We start from the raw sequence: 23,793 nt of genomic DNA, 5'->3' as shown, positions 1-23,793 counted from the left end.
TGTTTTATTATGTAAAAAAATATGAAATAAATGTTATATTCATTGACTTTTCATAGGGTGGGTTGTTATAATTAGATAGTTAAAAATTAGTTTCTACTCATAATTAAAGTTATGTTAATAATATTAGTAAATAATTATAAAATTGAATAAGAACGGAGATGGTTAAATGCCAGATACAGTAGTATTAATAATTTCCGGTCTTGGTATTATCTTAATAGGTACATTTATTGGATTTATTTTGAGTATTTATATTGGTGATAGAGGTTTATTGAAATCTCGACAAAAAGCTGATCTAATGATTGAAAACGCACAAAAACAAGCGGAAAAAAATAAGAAACAAACTTTGCTTGAAACTAAACAAGACATTCATAATTTAAAACTGGACTTTGAAAAACAAATCAAAGAGCGAAAAAGAGAAGCCGAAGTACAAGATAACAAACTTATACAACGTGAACAAACTCTTGACCGTCGTAGTTCAAATTTAGATAAAAGAGAGTCTAATTTGGATAAAAAAGAAGAAAATATTGAGCGTAAGAAACAATCACTAGATGATAAAAATATCAGACTGGACAAATTAATTGACGTACAAAATGAAAAACTATTAGAAATTGCAAGATTCTCTTTAGACCAAGCTAGGGATTTAATATTTAAACGAGTAGAAGACGAAATGGCAATAGAAATCGCAAGCTACATTAAAGAGGAAGAAGAAAAAGCAAAACTTGAAGTTGATAAGAAAGCTAAACATTTAATTTCTGACGCAATTCAAAAATATGCCCAAGAAGTTACTAGTGAAAGAACAGTAAGTGTTGTTTCATTACCTAACGATGAAATGAAAGGTCGTATTATTGGTCGTGAAGGAAGAAACATTCGAACAATAGAAGCATTAACTGGTGTAGATCTAATTATTGATGATACTCCAGAAGCAGTAGTTCTAAGTGGATTTGATCCAATTAGAAGAGAGATAGCTAAAAGAACAATCGAATCTTTAGTATCTGATGGACGTATCCATCCAGGTCGTATAGAAGAAGTCGTTGAGAAAACAAGAAGCGAAGTTGATCGCTTTATAAGAGATAAAGGTGAAGAAGCTGTATTTGAAGTAGGTATTGGTAGAATTCATCCTGATCTAGTAAAACTATTAGGAAGATTACACTTCCGTACAAGTTATGGACAAAACGTTTTAAGACATTCAATTGAATGTGCCTTCTTAGCTGGTAAATTAGCAGCTGAAATTGGCGAAGACGAAGTCTTAGCTAAACGTGCTGGGTTACTACATGATATCGGTAAAGCTGTCGATCATGAAGTTGAAGGTTCACATGTTGAAATTGGTATTAATATTGCTAATAGACACAAAGAGCCAAGAGCTGTTGTTGATGCTATCGCATCACATCATGGTGAAAAAGAAGCTGAAACTGTTATCGCAGTATTAGTAGCTGCTGCAGACGCGTTAAGCGCTGCAAGACCAGGTGCTAGAAGTGAAAGCTTAGATAACTACATTAAACGTTTAGAACAACTAGAAAGTATTTCTACTAATGTTAATGGTGTAGAAAGTGCTTATGCAATTCAAGCTGGTCGTGAAGTAAGAGTTATTGTAGAACCTACCAAAGTAGATGATGCAATGGCATATAAAATTGCTCGTGACATTAAAGAACAGATTGAAGAAGAACTTTCATATCCAGGTACTATTAAAGTTACTGTTATTAGAGAAACAAGAGCACAAGATATCGCAAAATAAAAGAGTTGAAATTTCAACTCTTTTTTTTTATTGTTTCAAACATACTATAAAATGGAAAAAACACCTTCAAAAGAAAGCAACTAAGCACTTAACTACAATTTTGTCTTTTTTGTCCTATAACTGTACAAGTTAAATACAAAAATGTTATAATAAAGTTAGATAAACACTGATGAAGTTTTTAAAAATAAGGCTCCCCCGTTGAATGTAAAGGGTATTTTTATTTTTGAAAGAGGAAAGCTTCATTTTTTTATTCAATTAGAGTTTGAATTACTTAAGGAGGAAATTATGAAAAGATTGAAAGGATATATCCGTAATTACGAACAGGTAATCCTTGATAAGAAAAAGATTGGTAGAAAGCCAGTAATACTTTATATTGAGGCCATCTTAGCATTTCTTGTTTTAGGAGCCCTGACATTTTTTATTGGATATCAATTTGAGTTATTGTACCAAATTAATTACTTATTGATAATGTCTAATGTAGTTATATTCTTATCGTATTTTATTTATAAGAGTTTGACATGTGGACATTACAAAAAAGTAACAAAATGTGAACATTCTTTATGGATGATTAACTCACTAAATTATCTATATGTATTTTCTATTATGCTAATAGCTTCAACTTTATTAAGTTTTACAGCATTCAGTAAAGCTATCTCACTTGTTGTGGCAATAGTATTTTTAGTGTTAACAGTTTTATCTGTAGTAACTTATTTATTTATAGAAAAAGAAATTCAAAGAATTAAAATGCCTGATACTTTTAATATGGTACTAAATGGTTTCTTTGTTGCAATTCTTTTCTATACTGTAACCTTGTTAACACAAATAAATATTATCCCATTATCATTCGCAGTGGTTATGCCGATAATGTTAACATTGATTGTTATTAAGCGTTATATTGAAAAACGATTTATTATTAAAATGAAAAGAATAGCTATAATTGGTTTAGGAGTATTCCTAATTATTCTAAGTTTCCCATTTACAAGATCATTTAACTATATTAGTTTTTATCGTGGGGAATTCTCATTTAGAATTATCTATGAGACCTTAGATGATCCAGTTAAAGAATTTGAAGAAGGAGTAACGGGAGATGTTATCTTCTATGATGATTATATTATTGTCGTAGATGATGAAAATATTACGTTCTACAACGATGATTTAGTAGAACAAATGTCAGTTGCTAATGAGTACGAAATTGTTTATACAATGAATGATAGACTATTTGCTAACAAAGAAAACATTAATAGCCCAGTTATAATTGATTTATATGAGTTAATAGATGATGACTTTGAATTTGTTAATGGGTACTATGTTCAAGAACCAACTCAAAAAATTCATTTAGATAGCAATGATGTTTACTACTTTGAATCAAACGGGTATATTTATGAAGATTCTACTGGAGGGTTAGAGTTGATGTCTTCTTCAGGAATTGAAGATTATACAGTTCTATCAAAAGAGACTGATTTACTAAACTTTAAGTATTCACGTGTTTTCTTAGCGACACCAGAATCATTTATGAATGATGTTCAAGGATATAATTATGATAATCTAGCTTATCATAATGGACATTTATTATTTACTTATAATACTGTCTATGTTAGTAGAAATCCTAATAAGATAAATCCTGCTGATGATGGTGAAGTAATTCTTTACTTAGCAGATCAAGAAGAATATATCAATGATAGAGCAGCACTTCAAAATTCGATTGAAATGCCAAAACTTTTTAGAATCAATGAGTTTTACTTCATTGATGGACATTACTACTTAGTTGGTCATATTGAATACGTTAACGGCGATAAATTCGGAAAAGTTTATATCTATGATGACGAAGGCAAATTAGAACGAGAAGCTATCTTCCTTGCAGAAAACTTTGCTGTAAACGAAGACTATATGGCTTATGGTGAGGATACAATTAGATTCTATGCTTTAGATGGTGGAACTAGTGTAACATACCACTTAATTCAAGGATATGGTTTAATGTTCTTTACAATGTGCTTAGTCGCTTTATTTGGTATTAAAGAGATTCATTTTAACCCAAGAAGACTACTTGGATTAGAAGACGAGGAATAAACTAAAAAGCAGATGAAAATCTGCTTTTTTTATTACACTCATTACAATTGATAAACAAGAAAAATTATGATAAAATTATCTAGCGTGAACATAAGGAGGTCTCTAATGGAAATATTTGATTTATATGATGAAAATTTCAATTTATTAGAACATAAAATGGAACGAGGGACGTCCAATGAAAAGGGTGAATATCATTTAGTTGTACATATTTGGATTAAAACTAGGGATGGTAAATACCTTATTCAACAACGAAATAAACTAACTGATAGAATACCTTATCAATGGGCCGCAACTGGTGGTGCAGCAGTATCTGGGGATGACTCAATAAAAACTGCGATTAAAGAAACTGAAGAAGAATTAGGAATTAGATTAAAAGCAAATCAATTTGAGCTTTTAACAAGATATTACTGTGAGGATGGTATTGCAAACTTCATCACTGATTTGTATATTGTTAAAGAGGAAATCTTGATTAAAGAGCTAAAACTTGATAAAGTAGAAGTAAGAGACGTGGCATATAAAACAATGCCTGAGATTAAAGATATGATTAAAAATAATCAATTCTGGAATTATGAAAGAATACTTTCTAGAAAAGGTTACTTTGATCTCCTAGAAAAGAGTTGAAAATATGCGAGTTTTATTTATAGGTGATGTTTTTGGAACTTTAGGACAAAAGGCTTTGGCTAAGTATTTACCTAAATTAAAGGAAGAATACAAACCAAACTTAATTTTCCTGAATGGTGAAAACATCGATAAAGGTTTTGGAATATCAGAGAAGATTTATAAAGATTTAATGAAACAAGGTATTAGTGTAGTAACAATGGGTAACCATACATTTAGAAATAAGCAATTATTTGAGTTTATTGAAGGTTCAAATATAATTAGACCAGCTAATTATGATGAATCTGTACCTGGTAATGGGTATAAAACAATTAAGTTTAATGATGAAGAAGTAACAGTGATAAACTTGATGGGGCGCGTATTTATGGGGGATCCACTTGATAACCCATTTAAAATAGTGGACCAAATATTAGAACATATTACATCAGAACATATCTTTGTTGATTTCCATGCGGAAGCAACAAGTGAGAAAATCGCATTAGCTCATTATTTAGATGGAAGAGTTACTGCAGTAGTTGGAACACATACTCATGTACCAACAGCAGACGCTATGACTTTCCCAAACGGAACAATGTATATAACTGATATTGGAATGACAGGAGCTAAATATGGTATCCTAGGCGCTGATGTTGAAACACAAGTTAATAAGTTTATAACAGGCTTAAGAGGCCGCGTTGTTGAAGAAAAAGAAGGACCATTGCAATTCAATGCAGTGTTTATCGATACAGTAACCAATAAAATAAAATCAATTAACATATATGAGTAAGGTTTCTTACTCATTTTGATTATCTATTTGATTAAGAATATACTAAAATAAATTAAGGTGATGAATTATGGCAAAAAATTATTCAAAATATTTCGTGAAACCATCAATAAAAGATGCACGAAAAAGAAAAGAAAAGGAAACTGAAGTCATTAATTTTGATGACTATTTCAATATTAAGGGATTTGGGAAAAACAAGACATACAAGATAGAGACATTTGGGTGTCAAGCGAATGAAGCAGATACTGAAAAAATCGAAGGTATTTTACGAGCTTTAGACTTCACTGAAAGTGAAAAGCTAGAAGATGCTGACTTAATACTTCTTAACACATGCGCTGTCCGTGAAAACGCTGAAAATAGAGTTTTTGGTGAGCTAGGTAGACTTAAGCAATTTAAAAGAAATAACCCTGATTTAATACTTGGAATCTGTGGGTGTATGCCACAAGAGGAGAAAGTTGTAAATCGAATATTAGAGAAAATACCACATGTAGACTTGGTCTTTGGAACTCATAATATATACAAATTACCTGAGTACCTAGAGACTGTTATTCTTTCAAAAGAGAGAGTTATAGAAGTTTATAGCCAAGAAGGTAGCGTTGTAGAGAATCTTCCTCGAATTAGAGAGAATTCTCGAAAAGCATGGGTAAACATTATGTATGGTTGTGATGAGTTCTGTACTTATTGCATTGTACCGTACACAAGAGGAAAAGAAAGAAGTAGATTACCTGAACATATTTTAAGTGAAGTTCAAACACTAATAAATGAGGGGTATAAAGAGATTACTCTTCTAGGACAAAACGTAAATAGCTATGGTAATGACTTTACCGATTTGGATTATCGCTTTAAAAATTTACTTGACGATCTTCACCAAATGGCTATAGAACGCGTTAGATTCACAACATCACACCCTAAAGATTTCGATGAAGAAACAGTAAAGATTTTAGCTAAAGGTGGAAATCTAATGCCTTATATTCATCTTCCTGTTCAATCTGGTAACAATGATGTACTTAAGAGAATGAATCGTAAATATACCAAAGAATCATATATTCAATTAGTAAATTGGATATATAAGTATGTACCTAATGCTTCGTTGACTACAGATATTATAGTTGGGTTCCCTGGAGAGACAGAAGACCAATTTCAAGATACCTTAGAATTGGTCAAAACATGTAAATTTGAAGGAGCTTATACATTTATCTATTCAAAACGAGAAGGAACTCCTGCAGCAAAATATGAAGATGAAATAACTTATGAAGAAAAGAAAGATCGTCTAAATAGATTAATGGATATTGTAAATGATGGATATCTAGTTGGAACAAAACGTTTTGAAGGCAAAGTTGTAAAAGTTCTTGTAGATGGTTTATCTAAGAGCAAAGATACTGTTCTTGCTGGTTATACAGAAAATAATAAACTTGTCAATTTTGCAGGTCCTGAAGAACTAATAGGAACTATCGTAAAAGTTCTAGTTACTGAATCGAAAACATGGTCTATGTTTGGTGAAATCGTTGAATAAGTTAAGTGAATTAGTAAGTTTAATTAAAGAAGACGATCATATTATTAGATTTAAGGAATTGGAAGATATCATTGACCATAACAAGTCAATTGGACAAGATTATAATAAGTTATTAGAACTGCAAAAAACAATGGTTAATAAGGAATATAGAAAAGATAAGAACTACACTCTTTCTAAGGAAAAATATGAAGCTCAATTACAAATTGTAAAGGATTATCCTATACTAGAAGAATACTTAGACTTGCTTGATGAAATTAATAGTGATTTAGCAATGATAAAGTCAATTATTGAACAAGAAATATCTAAGGATTTTGACTAGTTGCAAATATTAATGTTATCTAATTGAGGGGAAATGGCTTTGAAAAGCAATTTCCTATTGATTTACCACAAGAAGTATATTATAATTATTTTAAGAACATTTGTACAAGGAGTGAGATGAATGGCTAGAACAAAAAAAGCAGAAGATTTTATTTATTTATATTCGAAAAAAGTAAAAATCACTAAATTAGTACAAGATTTCACAGTTATACCTGCTAATGAAATCGTTAAGTATCTTTTAAATAAAGAAATATACTTACCAAACTACATGCATAAAGCATTGATTAGAAAGAACATAGCTCCAGCAATAGCTGAAGGTGAAAGTTCAAATAAATTCAGTGATGAAATGCGATTCCGTTTAAAGTGGTTTGATAAATTTACAATTTTCCAACTAGAAAGACTAGCTTCAGGATATCAATTACCAATTAATGTTACAGAATATAAAAAAGATTTCTGGGACATTATTATAAGAAATCGTACTGAACTAGGAATTAATAACTTAGAGTTTGTTAAACTACAAAACTTAACTCTTAAGTATGCAAGAGAACCACAAGAATCATATGAAAGTATGGTTGAAGAGTTCCACAAAGTTTACTTCGAACCAGATGGTTACTTTGATGGTTGTCTAATTGAAGAAGCACAAGAAGTATTAACAAACGCTACTACACTATCTGAAATTAGAGATTTAGGTAAAAAATTCAATGTGGAAATCCCTCGTCGTATCAACAAGAAACAATTAATTGATATAGTTTCTCTAAAATTGAATTTTGATGACGAGAAACGTCAAGAAATCTCTAAGAAATCAATTTTAGAAATTGAAAGATATGCGAAACGTCGTAAAGTTAATGTTTCTATTGAACTAAAGAAAAGCGATATGATCGACTATATCTTAATTAAAATGCCTAAAGAAGCAGCTCCAAAATATACTAATAGCTTAAAAGTGTTCGCTGGTATGAATATTGAAGAGTATTTATATAATATTAAGTTCCAAGAAATCACAAGTAAAGTTGCAGACAAACGTAAGAAAAATATGAAAACGATATTTATCGCTATCATCGTTATCGCTGTATTAGCCGGTACGGGATATGGATTATATCACTTCGGTATTATTTAATCATAAGGTAGGTGCTTCATGGAAGTAATCGATAAATCACAATATACGCCTATGATGCGTCAATATTTAACAATTAAGGAAGACTATAACGATGCTATAGTCTTTTTTCGTCTAGGAGACTTCTATGAAATGTTCTTTACAGATGCATTTCTAGCTTCTAGAGAATTAGAAATACAGTTGACAGCACGAGATGCTGGAACTAAAGAAAAAGTTCCAATGTGCGGTGTACCACACCACGCAGCAGAAGCCTATATTGAGAGATTAATCAACAAAGGATATAAAGTAGCTATTTGTGAACAAGTCCAAGATCCTAAAGATGCTAAAGGGATCGTAAAAAGGGATGTTGTTAGATTAATCACACCAGGGACTTATATTGAAAGTAAAAGTGAAGAGATTAACTATATAGCCGCAATAGGTATAAATGCTAATAACTACACAATAAGTTATTTAGACTTATCAACAGGGGATACTTATTCAATTATCTTACCTAAAGATCTAAATATCTTAATCAATGAATTACTGCAGATTTCACCAAAAGAAATTATTATTTCCAATTTCTTTGATGAAACTCATTTAGAAAAATATATTAAAGCTGAAGGTGTCGTAGTTTCAATCAACAATGAATATGATTCTCCTGATGTCTTTAATAACCTATTTAAAGAATTACCTTCAAAAGAAGAAAAGAAAACTTTTAGAAGGTTATTAAACTATATAATTAGAACCCAAAAAAGAGAACTAATGCATCTAAAACAAGTTGTTATTTTAGAAGCGAGTTCTTATTTAAGAATGGATTCTAATACTGTTAGAAATCTAGAATTAACAGAGACCTTAAGACAAAATAACCGCATTGGTAGTTTATTTTGGTTGATTGACAAATGTGAAACCGCAATGGGTTCACGTTATCTAAAAAAACAAATCCTACGACCTTTAGTTAATAAAGATGTCTTAGAAACTAGATACGATACAATCGATATCTTAAATAAAGAATTCATCATCAAACAAGAAATTAAAGACTTACTTAAGAATGTCTATGATTTAGAAAGAATTGTCGGAAGAATTAGTTATGGTAATACTAATGCTAAAGACTTAGTTCAACTAAGAAGAAGTTTAAGTATTGTTCCTGAACTAAAAGAGAAACTACTTTCTTTAAATAATTCTCATACTGATTACTTGGCTAATTCATTAGATGCCTTAAAAGTTTTCTACAACTTACTTGATGTTTCCATTGATAATGAACCACCTTTAACTATCAAAGAAGGTAAAATCATTAAAGAAGGTTACAACAGCGAACTTGATGAAATCAAGAACGCTGCATTAAACATAAAAGAATGGCTTAAAGAACTCGCAGAACAAGAACGTGAAAGAACCGGTATTAAGAAACTAAAAATCGGTTATAACCGTGTCTTTGGTTATTATATTGAAATACCTAAAGGACAAGTTTCAAATGTTTTAGATGAATACGGATATACAAGAAAACAAACACTATCAAATAGTGAAAGATATATCACCCCAGAACTAAAACAAAAAGAGACAATTATCTTAACTTCAGAAGAGAAAAGTGTTGCTTTAGAATATGAGTTATTTATTGAAGTAAGAGATATTGCTCGTACACATATAAGTGTTATTCAAAAAAACGCTAATTTGTTAAGTGAAATTGATATGCTAATTAGCTTATCAATTATTAGTGAAGACTTAAACTTAAGTCGTCCGATATTAGTTGATGATAATACAATCAAGATTATTGATTCAAGACATCCTGTTGTTGAAAAAGTACTAACTGATGAAGTTTTTGTACCTAACGATATTATCTTAGATACTCATACTGATATATTATTAATCACTGGACCTAATATGAGTGGTAAATCAACTTATATGAGACAGATGGCTTTAACAACTATCTTAGCGCAAATTGGGAGTTTTGTTCCAGCAAGAAGTGCCGAGATTCCAGTCTTTGATTCCATCTTCACAAGAATCGGTGCAGCTGATGATTTAGTGAGCGGTAAATCAACTTTTATGGTTGAAATGTTAGACGCTAATAACGCAATTAAAAACGCTACAGAAAACTCTCTGATTCTTTTTGATGAAATGGGTCGAGGGACTGCGACTTATGATGGTATGGCTTTAGCTCAAGCCATCATAGAATATATCCATGAAAAGATTAAATGTAAAACTTTCTTTAGTACTCATTACCATGAACTAACTGATTTAGATAAATCATTATCTAAACTACGTAATGTTCATGTTAGCGCAAAAGACCAAAACGGGAAAATCATCTTCTTACATAAAGTAAAAGAAGGACCTACCGATAAATCATACGGTATCAATGTTGCTAGTTTAGCAGATTTACCAAAAGGATTAATTGAGCGTTCAAAATTAATCTTAGCTGATCTAGAAAAATCACATCAACAACTTTCTGATGATACTTCAATTAATCTTTTCAACTTCGATGATTATGAAGTAGAAGAAGAAAAACCTGAAGTAACAAATGAATTAGTTGAAATCCTAAAAGATGTTGATATTGATGAACTAACACCACTTGAAGCACTAAACTTACTGAGTAAAATCATAAATAAAATATAGTCTATTAAAGCTATGTTTTGTTATAGTTTTTTATTATCTTCATTTTTCATAGTATAATAACTATAGTATTTGGAATAAAGTAAGAAGGGATAGGAGGTAGCATTTTATGAGACATGTGTTGTTTTTTCTATCTCAACTCGCAACTGGCACAATAGGATTTGTGATGTTTTTAGAAGTTTTTAAAGATTATTTATCTGAAGGATTTTATTATGTAATTCAGAAAGATATATATTCCTTTTTTATAAGTATATTGTTACTTGGACTATGTGTAGCAATTCATATTATTTATCGTAAATCAAACAAAAAGCGAAGATTAAGATAATCTTTGCTTTTTTATTTGACGAATTCAACTAGTCGTCTGTCAATCTTTTAAACAAGAAACTTATTTTAAATCATCACAAGTGTAAGAAGCTTATGGAGGTTTTGTTATAAATGTGCAAATTATTATTGCATTTTAGGTTTCCAACACCGTCTACGGGAGTTCGATCCTCTCCGCTCCTGCCATTAAATTACATAATAACTAAGCCATTTAAAAGTTTAGTTATCTTTTTTATATACCTGAAAAAGATGCACAAAGGTATTTTGCTTTATATTTTCTGATGTTATTTTGATATAATTGATGAGAGGAGTTGATGCTATGAAGAAGGATATTTTGATTTTGTTAATTGCATCTTTTGTTGTTGGATTGCTAATAGGTATTTTAATGATAGAAGATATTCAAACGAATTTTGCACCTTATGTATGGGGATTATATTTTATTATCATTGTAGGTTCATTTTTCTATGTGAATGTCAAATATTCTAGAGTTGGATACGAGACATATTTGTATCCTAGTATTTTATTGATAATGTATATACCTATAAATATTCTTGCAGGTTATATTCTTAATTCTCAATTTGGACTATTCAGATACTACGGCAGTTATCCAAGATACGAGTTCATATTGTTTTATGCATTATTCTTAATATGTTTGTATAGCTTAGCTAGACTCATAGATCGCATATTTAAATCTAAAAATACTAAGTTAGTGATGATTATAACAGACGTGTTGACGTTAGTTGCTCTACCATATTTAGCATTGGTTACATATTTTGTATCACCACATTAAACAATGCATTTTATGTCTCCAACACCTATAGGACAATATGGAAGTCATTTACTGGCTTCTTTTTATATGGTAAAATATAAAAGATGGAGATGATATAGTATGGATAGATTAAAAAGAGTTTTGAATATAGTTTTCATAGTTAGTATTGTCTTGGTTGTATTAGGATTTATTCTAAGAAATGCAATTTACCCAATACCTGGGGTTCCTGCAAATTTAGATTCGGCACAAGAACTTATAGAGGATTATGAGGTAGGTTTATACTACGCAAATAGTCATGGAACATATACTGTTATCTCTTACGAGGCTTGGAGATTTCATACTATAACATGGAATGTGTCTGTGCCTTTTATTGTGGTTGGCCTTTTAGCTAAGGGTTCAGCTTTGCTATTAAAATCTCAGGTAAAAGAGCAAAAGAGTATAGATTAAATGCATTTTAGGTCTCCAACACCGTTTAGATATATTGAAGCCATTTACTGGCTTCTTTTTATATTTAGATATTATTGATTTTCAACATAGGTCTTTGTGTATATAACTTGATTGTAGTAAACTATTGATGTAAACAATCATTTACACTAATTCTAATATATGTTGGTAGCGCTGTACCAGTAATGTATATACAATAGAAGCATAAGGAGGTGCAATGATGATTGCCAAAACAGGAAATAGGATTTCGAGTTTACGTAAAAATAGAAATTTAAGTCAAGAAGATTTAGCAGAATTGCTAAATGTAAGTCGTCAAACAATTAGTAAATGGGAAAATCAAGAAGTGTTACCAGATGCTTATAATTTAATTGGATTATCAAAGATATTTAGAGTATCAATTGATGAGCTATTATTAGGAAAAACACATTCAATGTATAGTTCAACAAACTTGATGTCAGAAATGAAGCAAAAAAGAGATAAATTCAATTTATATGGTAGAATTTTTGCTATAGTAGCATCAATATTATTTATAGTTCCTTTAATTATCCTAGAATCAATTGGCATTCCCGATCCACCAATGGGAATTATTGCTGCAGGATTGGTTAGTTTATTTGGAATTTTATTCGCTATTGCAGTAACATTTTTTGTGAAAAGCTATAATTTTAGTAACGAGTATAAATATTTAGAAAGACTAGAATTCGAAAAAAGTGGAAATAATCAAGATAAAGAAGAGTAAAATAATTGCATTATAGGTCTCCAACACCGTCTACGGGAGTTCAATCCTCTCCGCCCTGCCATTAAAATATAAAATAACTAAGCCATTTAGAGGTTTAGTTTTTTTTATTCACTTTAAAATGATGCACAACGGTAATTTGGACCACGAAAAGATGTCATTAATTGGCTTCTTGTTTATGTTATAATTATTGAGAAGGAAAGGGTGATTACATATGATTAGTAAAGTAAGACCAATACATTATCTTATTCTCATTGTTGGGTTATGGTATATATACTTTCGGTTTAATGATACTTTCAGCTTGATTTATACAATTACCATTACAATTGTTTCTTTAGTATTGAGTGTTCGCTACTTCTATTTAAGACAATGGAGTTACATTGAAAATCCAAGTATATTAGAGCACGTTAGAATTTTCTTTACGATACTTGCTCTCTTGAGTTCTATCTACTCATTAAATATGAATTTCGATTTAGGTGGAGTACCTATTCATAATTCTGATATTTCAGGAAGCTTAGAAGTAGGGAAATACTATATGGCTAATCACGGAACTTACACTTCTGTACCATACGAACATTGGTTTATATCTAAACTCATGAGCAATACAACAACTTTGATGATTTATAGTGCATTCTTATGGAATGTTATTTATATAGCTAGAACTAGTAAATTTCATGTTTTTGAGAATTTTGGGAATTTTTCCATTAAGGATTGGACTGTATCAATTATTGCATGTCTATGGTTTATTGGATTTACTTATGCTGCAGTAATTCATGGAATTTTGGATAGTATACCATTATTCATCAATTAAATCTAAAATGTGATTTTTAATTGAGAAATGATAGGAAATTCGTATGTCTATTATGCATTTTTAGGTCTATAACACCGATAACACAATAATAGAAGTCATTTACTGGCTTCTTTTTATATGGTAAAATAACATGAGGGAGATGATTTTATGAATAAATTATTAATAGGATGTACACTATTCTTAGCTGGTGTGATTTGCATTTGCACTTGGATGGTTGTTATAACTATAATGCATCCTCAGTTTGGTGATGCAACAATTATTTTTTGGCCTGGGGCTATTATGATTCTTGCAAGTTTGTTTTTGTTCGGAAGTGCAGTAGATGTAAAAAGACGAAAAGCCCTCTAGGGCTTTTTTTATGTGTATCTTCTTGGTTAGAAGATGCATTATAGGTCTCCAACAGGGTCTATGGGAGTTCGATCCTTTCCGCCCTGCCATTAAAACATATGATAACTAAGTTGTTAAGATGTTTGGTTATTTTTTCATTTACCTAAAAAGGATGCACAATGGTATTTTGGACCGTATATATTTAGTTTATTCGTAGGGTTCATTTTGTGCTATAATGTATCATAGAAGAGGTGATGACATGAGGATGTTTCAGTGCAATGTTTGCGGATATAAACCAATAAGTTTTTGGAAAAGATTAAGAAGTATGCATAAAGGTAGCTATTCCGAAATGTATATATGTTCTGTGTGTAAGAGTGAATACAAGATTAGAACCAATGTGAGAACTCTCTATATACTTTTTGTATTATTTATTATGTTACTCTCGTTTTTTAGAATTTTCCCATTTCTTGTTACTGTTGTTTTATTCTTTGGTTCATATCCAATATATTTAGTCAAAGCGCCACTTTTGCTTACAAAAGATAACTCAAAATAATGCATTTTAGGTCTCCAACACAGTTTACGGGAGTTCAATCCTCTCCGTCCCTGCCATTAAATAAAGTAAAGAAGCCAATTTGGGCTTCTTTTTATTACTATTATTATTTTCTATTTTGCTTTGTGTGACCGTTGTGCATTGTGTCTATTTGTAGTAAAATATAACACAGGAGGATAAAATGATAACAATAAAAAACATGCATTTTGAAATGCCAAAAGAGACTTGGCAAGTAAGGGTGGATAGGGAAACAGTTTTAGGGAATCCTTATATACTTGAAGAAGATTCAAAAAGAGACAAAGTGATTTTACAGTACAAAGAATGGATTGAAAATCATATTAAAGCAAAAACTCCTGAAATCATGGCTGAGCTAAATAGAATTAAGAAACTTCATGACGATTTAGGGAATATAGAATTGTTTTGTTGGTGTGCACCACAGTCTTGTCACTCTGAGATAATTAGAGACAAAATATTGAATATGAAATAATCTAAGAGGTCTGTACCTCTTTTTTTATACAATAACTACATATAGTATGTTTGGTATCAAATCATACATTCAAACGTTTAGTATAATTAAAATCAAGTTGATTAAATATATAGCGTTTATAGGCATTTTAGGTCTCCAACATTGCCATGAGATAATGGAAAAAAGTAGAATCGAAACCAGGATTAATCATTAAGTTAAAAGAAACCTTAATCGGTTTCTTTTTTTAGTGATAGAATGGTATTATATAATAACTTGACTAAGGAGATTTGACGATGAATATAACACTTAAGAATAAGACTTTAGAAGTAGAAATTGATGCTTTTGGTGCGGAGTTAAAAAGCATTCAGTATAATGACATAGAATATTTATGGCAAGGAGATCCAGAATACTGGAAGCGAAATAGTCCAGTGCTTTTTCCTATTGTTGGTAGATTATTAGATGATGAATATATATACGAAGATAAAACATATAAACTGACTCAACACGGGTTTGCGAGAGACATGCAGTTTGAATTATTAGAATCATCTGATAACAAAGTATTATTTCTACTAAGAGAGAACGAAACCTCATTACAAAGATATCCATTTACTTTTAACCTCTTTATTGGATACGAAGTAATTGATAATAGAATAGTAGTTACTTGGAAAGTAGAAAACACCAATGATAAAGAGATGTACTTTCAAATCGGTGCACATCCTGCATTTAACTTCTTAAACGGATCGTATATTGATATCAACAAAGTAACAAATCAATATCTATTAGAAGGAACACCTTATGTTCAAGATATAACAGCTAATATCAAGTATGATAGTATTGAAATCGATAACACCACATTTACTAAAGATGCTATAGTAGTAGATAACATCGATTACATTACACTAAGAGATGATACTAAATCAGTATCAATACATTGTAATAACTTTCCATTCTTAGGACTATGGACAAAACTAATAGATAATGAAAATGCACCATTTATTTGTTTAGAACCATGGCATGGAATTGCAGATTTTTCATTTCATGATAAGCAATTAGTAACAAAAAAAGGAATCAATATATTACAAAAAGGAGAAATATTCAACGCTACATACTATATAGAGTTGAAGTAATGAAGGAAGTTATTATTTGGAGTTCAAAAGGTTGGATTATGGCATTATCCGACGGAACTGTAAACAAAAACATTTTGAACACAGATATAAATACAGCGGGAAACCTTAATATCTATTCAGTAAGTTTAACGTCATACCAAAAGTTATAATTTTATAACTACATTAAAAATGAGAAATGAATTTGTGTCTTAGTTATCCAACAGCATTAGAATATAGAAGTCATATACTCACTTCTTTTTATATGGTAAAATAGTAAAGAAGGAGATGGTGTAAGTGAAAAAACTAGTTTTATATGGATTCTTATTTTTGGGTGGAGTAATATTCACATCAGCATGGTTTATTAAAGATGGTTCATGGATTATCTATCCAGGAATGATTCTAACTGCAGTTGGGTTTTGGGGGTTTTTCACAATTGATTATAAAGAATAGATGAATTATACGTCTCCAATATATTTAGACAACTTAGAAGTCATTTACTGACTTCTTTTTATATGGTAAAATTTAGAATGAAATACAGTAATTTTACATATCAATAATATGACAAGAAGGTGCAAGTTATGCTTAAGAATAATGAGAGTTCTAAGAAATACCGAATAGTTGTTGGTGGAATACATATCGAATCAACAACATTTACCTCATATATTTCTAGTAGAAGTGATTTTAGAATAAAAAAAGGTAATGAGTTACTTGAGTCTTATCCATGGTTTAATAATAAGATATATAATTGTGAACTTGTACCGCTAATTAATGCTAGAGCTATCCCTGGAGGATATGTATGTAAGGAGTTTTATGGTGAATGGTTAAATGAGTTTACTACACTATTAATCAGCGAAATGTCTAAAGGAGAAATCCACGGTGTTTTACTTGATGTTCATGGGGCGATGAGTGTCCAAGGGATGATAGATGTTGAAGGTGAACTTGCCCATACAATTAGAGAAATAGTTGGTCCTGAGGTTATAATCTCCACAACCATGGATTTACACGGTAATGTTTCTGATAAACTCTTTAAAGCATCTGATCTACTGACATGTTATAGAACTGCCCCGCACATTGATACAAATGAAACAAGGCAAAGAGCTTTTGAGAATCTGCTGCTAGTGCTTAATCGTAGTGACGATAAATTAGTTAAGGCGAAGATTGATATGCCAATATTATTACCTGGAGAAAAAACTTCAACTGAAGTAGAACCAGGTAAGACTTTATATAAAAAAATAGAAGAAGTATGTTTGAATGAAAGAATTATTGATGCTGCGATATGGATGGGATTTCCTTGGGCAGATCAAGAAAGGTGTCATGCTTCAATCGTAGTGACAGGAAAAGATGAATCAACTGTTAGAAATGAAATTAGAAAGCTATCAGAGTATTTTTGGCAAATCAAAGATGATTTTAAATTTGTCGGACCTACCTCATCTCCTGATGATGCAATTAAAATTGCATTATCATCAGAGATTACTCCCTATTTTATATCTGACACAGGAGATAATCCTGGGGCAGGTGGCTCAGGTGACTTAAACATAATGCTCCGTAAATTTCTTGAGATATGTAATACGCAAAATATAACTAAACGTATTTTGTTTTCATCTATTTTTGATAGAAAGGTAATTGATTCGGTATATAAATACAAAATAGGTGAAGAAGTAAAACTATCATTAGGAGGTAATGTTGATCCTGAGTTTGCTGAACCACTAAAGATTAAGGCAAAAGTGTTACGATTTTTCAACGGTGGAATAGCTGGTAAATGCGCAATTATTGGGATTGATAATATTGAAGTTATAGTCACAGAAAACAGATATCAATACGGGACACTGAATGCGTATAGAATTGCTGGGATTAATGAGTTCTCTGAGTATGACATAATTGTAGTGAAAATGGGATACTTAGAACCAGATTTAAGCAATGGTGCTAAAGATTGGATTATGGCATTATCAAACGGAGCTGTAAACCAAGACTTATTAAATATAGAGTATAAATATATTAGAAAACCTTTATACCCCTTTGATCAGTTTGAGTTTATCCCAAGTATCACAGTACTTGTTAAATAGTGAAGTAAACAAGCAGTATATCTGGGAGAAATGAATTATACTATTACTGAGGTGATGACATGAATAAATATCAAGATAATATAAGTAAACTTAATGATATACAATATAAAGTGACCCAAGAAAATGCGACAGAAAGACCTTTTACTAGTGAATACGATAAAGAAACAAGAGAAGGTATTTATATTGATATCGTCTCTAAAGAAGTCCTCTTCTCATCAAATGATAAATTTGATGCTCATTGTGGGTGGCCTTCTTTTACGAGACCAGTAAAAGAAGAGGTAGTAAAAGAAATTAAAGATAAAACACATGGTATGATTAGAACTGAGATAAGAAGTAAAGATGCTGACTCTCATCTAGGACATGTTTTTCCTGATGGACCTAATGGTAGTTTAAGATACTGTATAAATGGAGCTAGTCTTGAATTCGTTCCATTATCAGAGTTAGAACAAAGAGGTTATAGTGAATACTTGGCTCTCTTTAAATAGTATGATAAAATAAACATACAGATAGGTTGTATCTAAATAAATTATAAGAGGTGATTTTATGATTACATTACGTGATGTAACTACAGAAGATTCGATTATTATTTATCAGTGGAAAAATGACTCATATCTTCAACAAATGGCTCTAGGTCCAGACTATGAAACAACTATTTCAGCTCAACAAGATGACATTGAAAAAACACTAGAAACAGAATTTAGTGAATACAAAATGATTCTTCTTGACGACCAACCAATCGGTTATATAAGAATCGATTATATGGATGAAACAAAAGAAATGGTCTGGTTACGATTTGCCCTTGGTGAAGAACGAGGACATGGTTATGCTGAAGAAGCTTTAAGAATCTATCTAGAAGGTTTATTTAGAAGAGGTATTAAACGAATCGAAGGAGAAGTTTATGAAATAAACGTTCCTTCTCATAAAATCATGACAAAACTAGGATTTATTAATGAAGGTATTAAAAGAAAAGCTCACTTCATTGGTAGTGAGTATATTGATATCTATGTTTATGGATTACTAGAAGAAGACTACAACAAATAAAAAAACACCATCCGGTGTTTTTTTTATTATTCATTTTCAATAAACAAGGTACTTGTTAGACTCAAAAACTCAACAAATTCCATAATGTTTTCTATTTCCTTAATTGCATCATTTATATGTTTTTGAGTAATATCACCCATATGCATAACATCAAATGTATCAATTCTATTGTCGATCGCAATATACAGTTTACTATTCCTAAAAGAAAAACCGATTTTATCTTGGTACTTTCTATCAAGAACAAGTAATTTCTCCATCAAGTGAGGAGTTAATAAGTAAAAGACATCATGTTCGTTATCAGTATATACCTTGAACTCAGAATTAAACTTCATAGATTCCAATTTAACTTTCGTAAACGATGAGAATGGTCTGTATTGTCCAGGTTGAAGGAGGAATACATTAGATTTGAATTGCTTATAGAATTCAAACTCATAAAATCTTCCTTGAAAGGTCGTTACCCTTCTAGTGCTTTTTCCACTACTTTGGATATCGACAACGTGAACATCTGCACATCTAAAATCGACATTTTCAATTTTACCTATAAGTAAATCTTCTGTAGTGTATCTATCATGTAATTTAACTAGATGAGAAGAAGATACAACATCAGAACTAATTCCCTCATTAATTCTAAATATTGAATTTGGTATTCTTTTCTCAATTTCCTTCTTAACATATGTTGTTTTAAACTCATTGCTTATTTCTCTTACTTTCTTTTTACTGTAGTAAAGGATTATCGCTCCCGGAACAAACATAATTATCCCAACAATGGCGACACCAAAAGCTCCGCCTTTTCCTCCACCATAAGCTGCAATACCACCAACAACAGTTAATACCCAACCAACGCTTCTATAAAAATCCCATTTCTCTTTTCTTTTGTTCATCTCTTCCATAACAGTTCACCTCTTTTATTCTTGTTTCTCTCTTTTTTGATAATAGCCATAAAAAAAGCCCCTTCAATTATGGTTATACCACAATTATACAATAAAAGGGGATTTGATTTTAAATAATTATACAGTTTTATTTAGTTGCTTCTGTAATTTTGGGTTCTTAATATAGTATAACCGAGCATTTTCAATTATCTCATTAACTAAATCACCATTCATGTGATCGTGTTTGTAGAGTTCATCTACAAACTTACTAATGTTCTTAGATAAAACAGGAATAGTTATCTTAGTGACATTAGATTTTATAATAAATCGTGGTTTGTGAAGTACTAAAAACCAAGTCTTTTTATAATTAACAGTATATCTTGTTTTCCAAGATATTAGTTTCTTCCTAAATGTGATTTCATTTGCAGTGACTTCATACTTAGTTTGATACTTATCAATCCTTGTTAAAACAAAGATTAAAATAACCTCTAAAATAACAATAGCCAATGTTGTCCCAGAGTTGATTATCTCATTAACTCTAGCGGGAACTAAAACAAAACCTAAAAGAAGTAAATAAAACGCTACAGCAGGTAATCCTGCTTTAACTTGATTTACTACAGTATATTTCTTTTGATCTAATAAAATATACTTATTCTTCGCAAAGAAATTATATAGTGGACGAATCGTCCAAACACTAAAACCAATAGCAACTAAAATGATGACTAAGATATCCACAAAAACACCTCCATATGGTCCTCTAATTATATTCTAGCAAAAAAATGTGAATATCTTATGTTTATTTGACATTCATATAGATTAATAAATAAATATATTATATAATTATATCTAGAGAAAGAAGGTATTACGATGGGAAAGATTATACAATTAGATGATAACTTAAGCAATTTAATCGCTGCTGGTGAAGTTGTTGAAAATATGGCTAGTGTCGTAAAAGAACTAGTAGAAAACTCAATTGATGCGAATAGTGCAAACATTCGCATTGAACTACAAGAATATGGTCTAAACGAAATTAAAATTGTTGATGACGGTGACGGTATGAGTTTAGAAGATATGAAAATGGCTGTCAAAAGACATGCCACTTCTAAAATCAAAACCGCTAATGATTTATTCCATATCAATAGTTTAGGTTTTAGAGGAGAAGCTTTACCAAGTATTGCTAGTGTTTCCCATTTAGAAATTATTAGTAGCGAAGGTGAACTTGGCCACCGTATCTTTTACCTAAAAGGTGAATTAAAAGAAAGCGGAGAATATGCTCCAAGAAAAGGAACAAGTATTGCTGTTAGATACTTATTTTATAATACCCCAGCTCGTTTAAAACATTTAAAAGCAACTAATACTGAATTAAGCTATATCGTTGATTACATCAACAAAATAGCTCTTTCTCATCCAGAGATTAGTTTTACTTTATCAAATAATAATAAACAACTATTTAAATCTAATGGTAGTTCTGAATACTTAAAAGTACTATCTAATATATACAATATTGATATCATCAAGAATATGGTTAAGTTTGAAAATAAGAACCAATACTTTGAAATCAATGGTTATCTAACAAAACCAATCTTCTCTCGTTCTTCAAGAACACATATCACCGTTATTGCTAATAACCGTATGATTAAAAACAATAAAGTAATCAACGCAGTAACTGAAGGTTTTAGAACATATTTACCAATTGGTAAATATCCAATCGTATTTCTAAATATTACTTTAGATCCCCTTCTAATAGATGTAAATGTTCATCCACAAAAATTAGAAGTTAAGTTCACAGAAGAAAGAATGTTGTTATCGTTAATTAAAACAACTATCAATGATACATTAAAAACTTTATCTCTAATCCCAGAGATTAAAGAAGAAGCACCTAAACAAGTATTTGTAAATGAATCATTAGATTTACGACAAGAAGATAAGACAGAAAAAACATATAAATATGAGGATCTTAAATTTAAATCAAAAGACAAACAACCAAGTCTTGTAAAAGAAGATTTTGTAAACTATATCAACAATCTAGTTGAAAAGAAAAAAGAGAAAGATATTCACAATGAACTAGTTATTGAAGAGAAACTTGTTGAAGAAAAATTAGAAGTAAAAGAAATAAAAAGACCTAGTTTACCAAGGTTAGAATATATCGGACAATATCTCGGGACATACTTAATTGCCCAGAATGAAGAAGGCCTATATCTTGTCGATCAGCACGCTGCTGCTGAACGAGTAAGATATGAGAATTACTACAACCGTATGAGTACTGTTGAAGTGATTTCTACAGAATTACTTATTCCAATCACTTTAAATTTATCTAATCAAGAAGTGTTAGCTCTAGAAGATAATCTAGAAGTGTTTAAACCTCTTGGGTTAGAACTGATCGTAAATGATTATATGGGTGTTGATATCTTAAAAGTACCAACATGGTTCCCTGAAACATTTGAAAGAATCTATACTGAAGAAATTGTTAGATATGTTTTAGAAGGTAAAGATGTCACAATTGGTGAAATCAGAGATTCACTCGCAAAAAGCCTATCTTGTAAACACAGTATAAAAGCTAACAAATTCATTAATAAAAATGAAATTGAAAAACTACTTGCTGATTTAGAAAAAACAGTAAACCCATATACTTGCCCTCACGGCAGACCTGTAATTATTAAATTTACCCAAACAGAAATTGAAAAACTGTTTAAAAGGATAATGTAATGATATACGTTATCGTCGGACCGACAGGAATTGGTAAAACTAAACTATCAATTGCCTTAGCAGAACATTTTAATACCGAAATAATTAGTGGGGATAGTGTTCAAGTTTATAAGGAATTAAGTATAGGTAGCGCTAAAATATCAGAAAAAGAGATGAAGGGTATCCCTCATCACTTGATAGATATTTTAGAGCCTACAGAGGACTTTAGTGTTGCTTTATTCCAAAAGCTTGTTAGAGGAAAGATTAAAGAACTTGAAGATAATCATAAAATACCACTAATTGTTGGTGGGACAGGATTATATATTAAAAGTGTTTTATATAATTATAATTTTGAAGATACGAAAAGAGATAATACTTTAGAATTAAAATATCAAGAATTATCTAACGAAGAAGTTCATAAGATATTAGAAGAAAAAGACTTCAAAGCTTCTAAAAATATTCATCCTAATAATCGTAAAAGAGTTCTTCAGGCAATCTCGAGAAGTGATTCTAATAAAGTTTCTGAAAACACTTCTAAAGATGAAAAGATGTATGACTTTAAAATTATTGGTTTAACCTTAGAAAGAGAATTACTCTATCAAAGAATTAATAAACGAGTTGATAAGATGATTAAAAAAGGTTTAATCAAAGAAGTTAAGACTTTATATGATAAAGGTATTAATGGAAACAGTGTTAGTGCCATTGGTTATAAAGAATTATATAGTTACTTTGATAAGAAAGTAACGCTTGACGAAGCAATCGATAAAATCAAACAAAAAAGTCGTAACTTAGCTAAAAAACAATTCACATTCTTTAATAACCAGTTTGACATAAACTGGTTAGAAGTAGATTTATTTGACTTTGATAACACAATCAAAGAGGCAGTAAAAATTCTCGAAGAATAGAGGT

General features: G+C 30.5%; 24 protein-coding genes. 22 read left to right on the top strand and 2 right to left on the bottom strand.

What is annotated here, in order from left to right; translation table 11 throughout:
- The first annotated feature begins 166 nt into the window (after positions 1-166).
- The 20 genes from rny (at position 167) to KQ51_RS07875 (ending at position 19,330) form a co-directional block, all read left to right on the top strand.
- Complete coding sequence (rny, locus tag KQ51_RS07965) at positions 167-1,732, top strand: ribonuclease Y (RefSeq protein WP_038471024.1); 1,566 nt, start codon at positions 167-169, stop codon at positions 1,730-1,732.
- Positions 1,733-2,017: 285 nt separating this feature from the next.
- Positions 2,018-3,799: a hypothetical protein gene (locus tag KQ51_RS07960; RefSeq protein ID WP_038471022.1), complete on the top strand. Its 1,782-nt coding sequence runs from the start codon at positions 2,018-2,020 to the stop codon at positions 3,797-3,799.
- A gap of 105 nt (positions 3,800-3,904) precedes the next feature.
- Entirely contained in the window at positions 3,905-4,420 is a 516-nt protein-coding gene (locus tag KQ51_RS07955; protein WP_052609371.1) for an NUDIX domain-containing protein, read from the top strand.
- 4 nt (positions 4,421-4,424) lie between these two features.
- Positions 4,425-5,183, top strand: coding sequence for a TIGR00282 family metallophosphoesterase (locus KQ51_RS07950; protein WP_038471019.1), 759 nt, complete (start codon positions 4,425-4,427; stop codon positions 5,181-5,183).
- A gap of 67 nt (positions 5,184-5,250) precedes the next feature.
- Complete coding sequence (miaB, locus tag KQ51_RS07945; protein WP_038471017.1) at positions 5,251-6,693, top strand: tRNA (N6-isopentenyl adenosine(37)-C2)-methylthiotransferase MiaB; 1,443 nt, start codon at positions 5,251-5,253, stop codon at positions 6,691-6,693.
- The gene (locus KQ51_RS07940) at positions 6,686-7,012 is read left to right on the top strand and encodes a YlbF family regulator (protein ID WP_038471015.1); all 327 of its coding nucleotides are present in this window, start codon (positions 6,686-6,688) and stop codon (positions 7,010-7,012) included. Before miaB ends, KQ51_RS07940 begins: the two co-directional genes overlap by 8 nt.
- A 120-nt stretch (positions 7,013-7,132) precedes the next feature.
- Positions 7,133-8,125: a hypothetical protein gene (locus KQ51_RS07935; RefSeq protein ID WP_038471013.1), complete on the top strand. Its 993-nt coding sequence runs from the start codon at positions 7,133-7,135 to the stop codon at positions 8,123-8,125.
- An 18-nt stretch (positions 8,126-8,143) separates the two neighbouring features.
- A complete protein-coding gene (gene mutS / locus KQ51_RS07930; RefSeq protein ID WP_038471011.1) occupies positions 8,144-10,705 on the top strand; it encodes a DNA mismatch repair protein MutS in 2,562 nt (853 codons plus the stop codon).
- Between the two features lie 637 nt (positions 10,706-11,342).
- Complete coding sequence (locus KQ51_RS07920; RefSeq protein ID WP_038471007.1) at positions 11,343-11,813, top strand: hypothetical protein; 471 nt, start codon at positions 11,343-11,345, stop codon at positions 11,811-11,813.
- A 99-nt stretch (positions 11,814-11,912) separates the two neighbouring features.
- Positions 11,913-12,239: a hypothetical protein gene (locus KQ51_RS07915; protein ID WP_038471005.1), complete on the top strand. Its 327-nt coding sequence runs from the start codon at positions 11,913-11,915 to the stop codon at positions 12,237-12,239.
- A gap of 217 nt (positions 12,240-12,456) precedes the next feature.
- Positions 12,457-12,972 (top strand): helix-turn-helix domain-containing protein, encoded by a 516-nt coding sequence (locus KQ51_RS07910; protein WP_052609369.1) that lies wholly within the window; start codon positions 12,457-12,459, stop codon positions 12,970-12,972.
- A gap of 211 nt (positions 12,973-13,183) precedes the next feature.
- A complete protein-coding gene (locus tag KQ51_RS07905) occupies positions 13,184-13,780 on the top strand; it encodes a hypothetical protein (RefSeq protein ID WP_038471003.1) in 597 nt (198 codons plus the stop codon).
- Positions 13,781-13,927: 147 nt separating this feature from the next.
- Positions 13,928-14,125: a hypothetical protein gene (locus tag KQ51_RS07900; protein WP_038471001.1), complete on the top strand. Its 198-nt coding sequence runs from the start codon at positions 13,928-13,930 to the stop codon at positions 14,123-14,125.
- Positions 14,126-14,835: 710 nt separating this feature from the next.
- Positions 14,836-15,141, top strand: a complete 306-nt coding sequence (locus KQ51_RS07895; protein ID WP_052609367.1) for a DUF4326 domain-containing protein — start codon at positions 14,836-14,838, stop codon at positions 15,139-15,141.
- A gap of 272 nt (positions 15,142-15,413) precedes the next feature.
- Complete coding sequence (locus KQ51_RS07890) at positions 15,414-16,247, top strand: aldose 1-epimerase family protein (protein WP_038470999.1); 834 nt, start codon at positions 15,414-15,416, stop codon at positions 16,245-16,247.
- The gene (locus KQ51_RS09775; protein WP_158497958.1) at positions 16,247-16,396 is read left to right on the top strand and encodes a hypothetical protein; all 150 of its coding nucleotides are present in this window, start codon (positions 16,247-16,249) and stop codon (positions 16,394-16,396) included. Before KQ51_RS07890 ends, KQ51_RS09775 begins: the two co-directional genes overlap by 1 nt.
- A 124-nt stretch (positions 16,397-16,520) precedes the next feature.
- Complete coding sequence (locus tag KQ51_RS09770; protein WP_158497957.1) at positions 16,521-16,676, top strand: hypothetical protein; 156 nt, start codon at positions 16,521-16,523, stop codon at positions 16,674-16,676.
- A gap of 128 nt (positions 16,677-16,804) precedes the next feature.
- A complete protein-coding gene (locus KQ51_RS07885; RefSeq protein WP_038470998.1) occupies positions 16,805-18,289 on the top strand; it encodes a M81 family metallopeptidase in 1,485 nt (494 codons plus the stop codon).
- Between the two features lie 59 nt (positions 18,290-18,348).
- A complete protein-coding gene (gene msrB / locus KQ51_RS07880; RefSeq protein WP_038470996.1) occupies positions 18,349-18,774 on the top strand; it encodes a peptide-methionine (R)-S-oxide reductase MsrB in 426 nt (141 codons plus the stop codon).
- A 58-nt stretch (positions 18,775-18,832) separates the two neighbouring features.
- Positions 18,833-19,330 (top strand): GNAT family N-acetyltransferase, encoded by a 498-nt coding sequence (locus KQ51_RS07875; protein WP_038470994.1) that lies wholly within the window; start codon positions 18,833-18,835, stop codon positions 19,328-19,330.
- A gap of 26 nt (positions 19,331-19,356) precedes the next feature.
- On the opposite strand, the gene KQ51_RS07870 is transcribed toward KQ51_RS07875, so the two are convergent.
- Both KQ51_RS07870 and KQ51_RS07865 read right to left on the bottom strand, forming a co-directional pair.
- The gene (locus tag KQ51_RS07870; RefSeq protein ID WP_038470992.1) at positions 19,357-20,220 is read right to left on the bottom strand and encodes a DUF3137 domain-containing protein; all 864 of its coding nucleotides are present in this window, start codon (positions 20,218-20,220) and stop codon (positions 19,357-19,359) included.
- 117 nt (positions 20,221-20,337) lie between these two features.
- Positions 20,338-20,934 carry a hypothetical protein gene (locus KQ51_RS07865; RefSeq protein ID WP_038470990.1) on the bottom strand — a complete coding sequence of 199 codons (597 nt, stop codon included), beginning with the start codon at positions 20,932-20,934 and terminating at the stop codon, positions 20,338-20,340.
- Between the two features lie 132 nt (positions 20,935-21,066).
- On the opposite strand from KQ51_RS07865, the gene mutL reads away from it, so the two are divergent.
- Both mutL and miaA read left to right on the top strand, forming a co-directional pair.
- On the top strand, positions 21,067-22,905 hold the full coding sequence (gene mutL, locus KQ51_RS07860; protein ID WP_038470988.1) for a DNA mismatch repair endonuclease MutL: 1,839 nt from the start codon (positions 21,067-21,069) through the stop codon (positions 22,903-22,905).
- Positions 22,905-23,789 carry a tRNA (adenosine(37)-N6)-dimethylallyltransferase MiaA gene (gene miaA, locus KQ51_RS07855; RefSeq protein ID WP_038470986.1) on the top strand — a complete coding sequence of 295 codons (885 nt, stop codon included), beginning with the start codon at positions 22,905-22,907 and terminating at the stop codon, positions 23,787-23,789. The genes mutL and miaA overlap by 1 nt, the downstream gene beginning before the upstream one ends.
- Positions 23,790-23,793 lie beyond the last annotated feature (4 nt).

It is taken from the genome of Candidatus Izimaplasma bacterium HR1 (assembly GCA_000755705.1).
Lineage (GTDB): Bacteria > Bacillota_I > Bacilli_A > Izemoplasmatales > Izemoplasmataceae > Xianfuyuplasma.
Note: the sequence above shows the minus strand (reverse complement) of the source record. Positions and strands in the feature narration are given on the sequence as shown.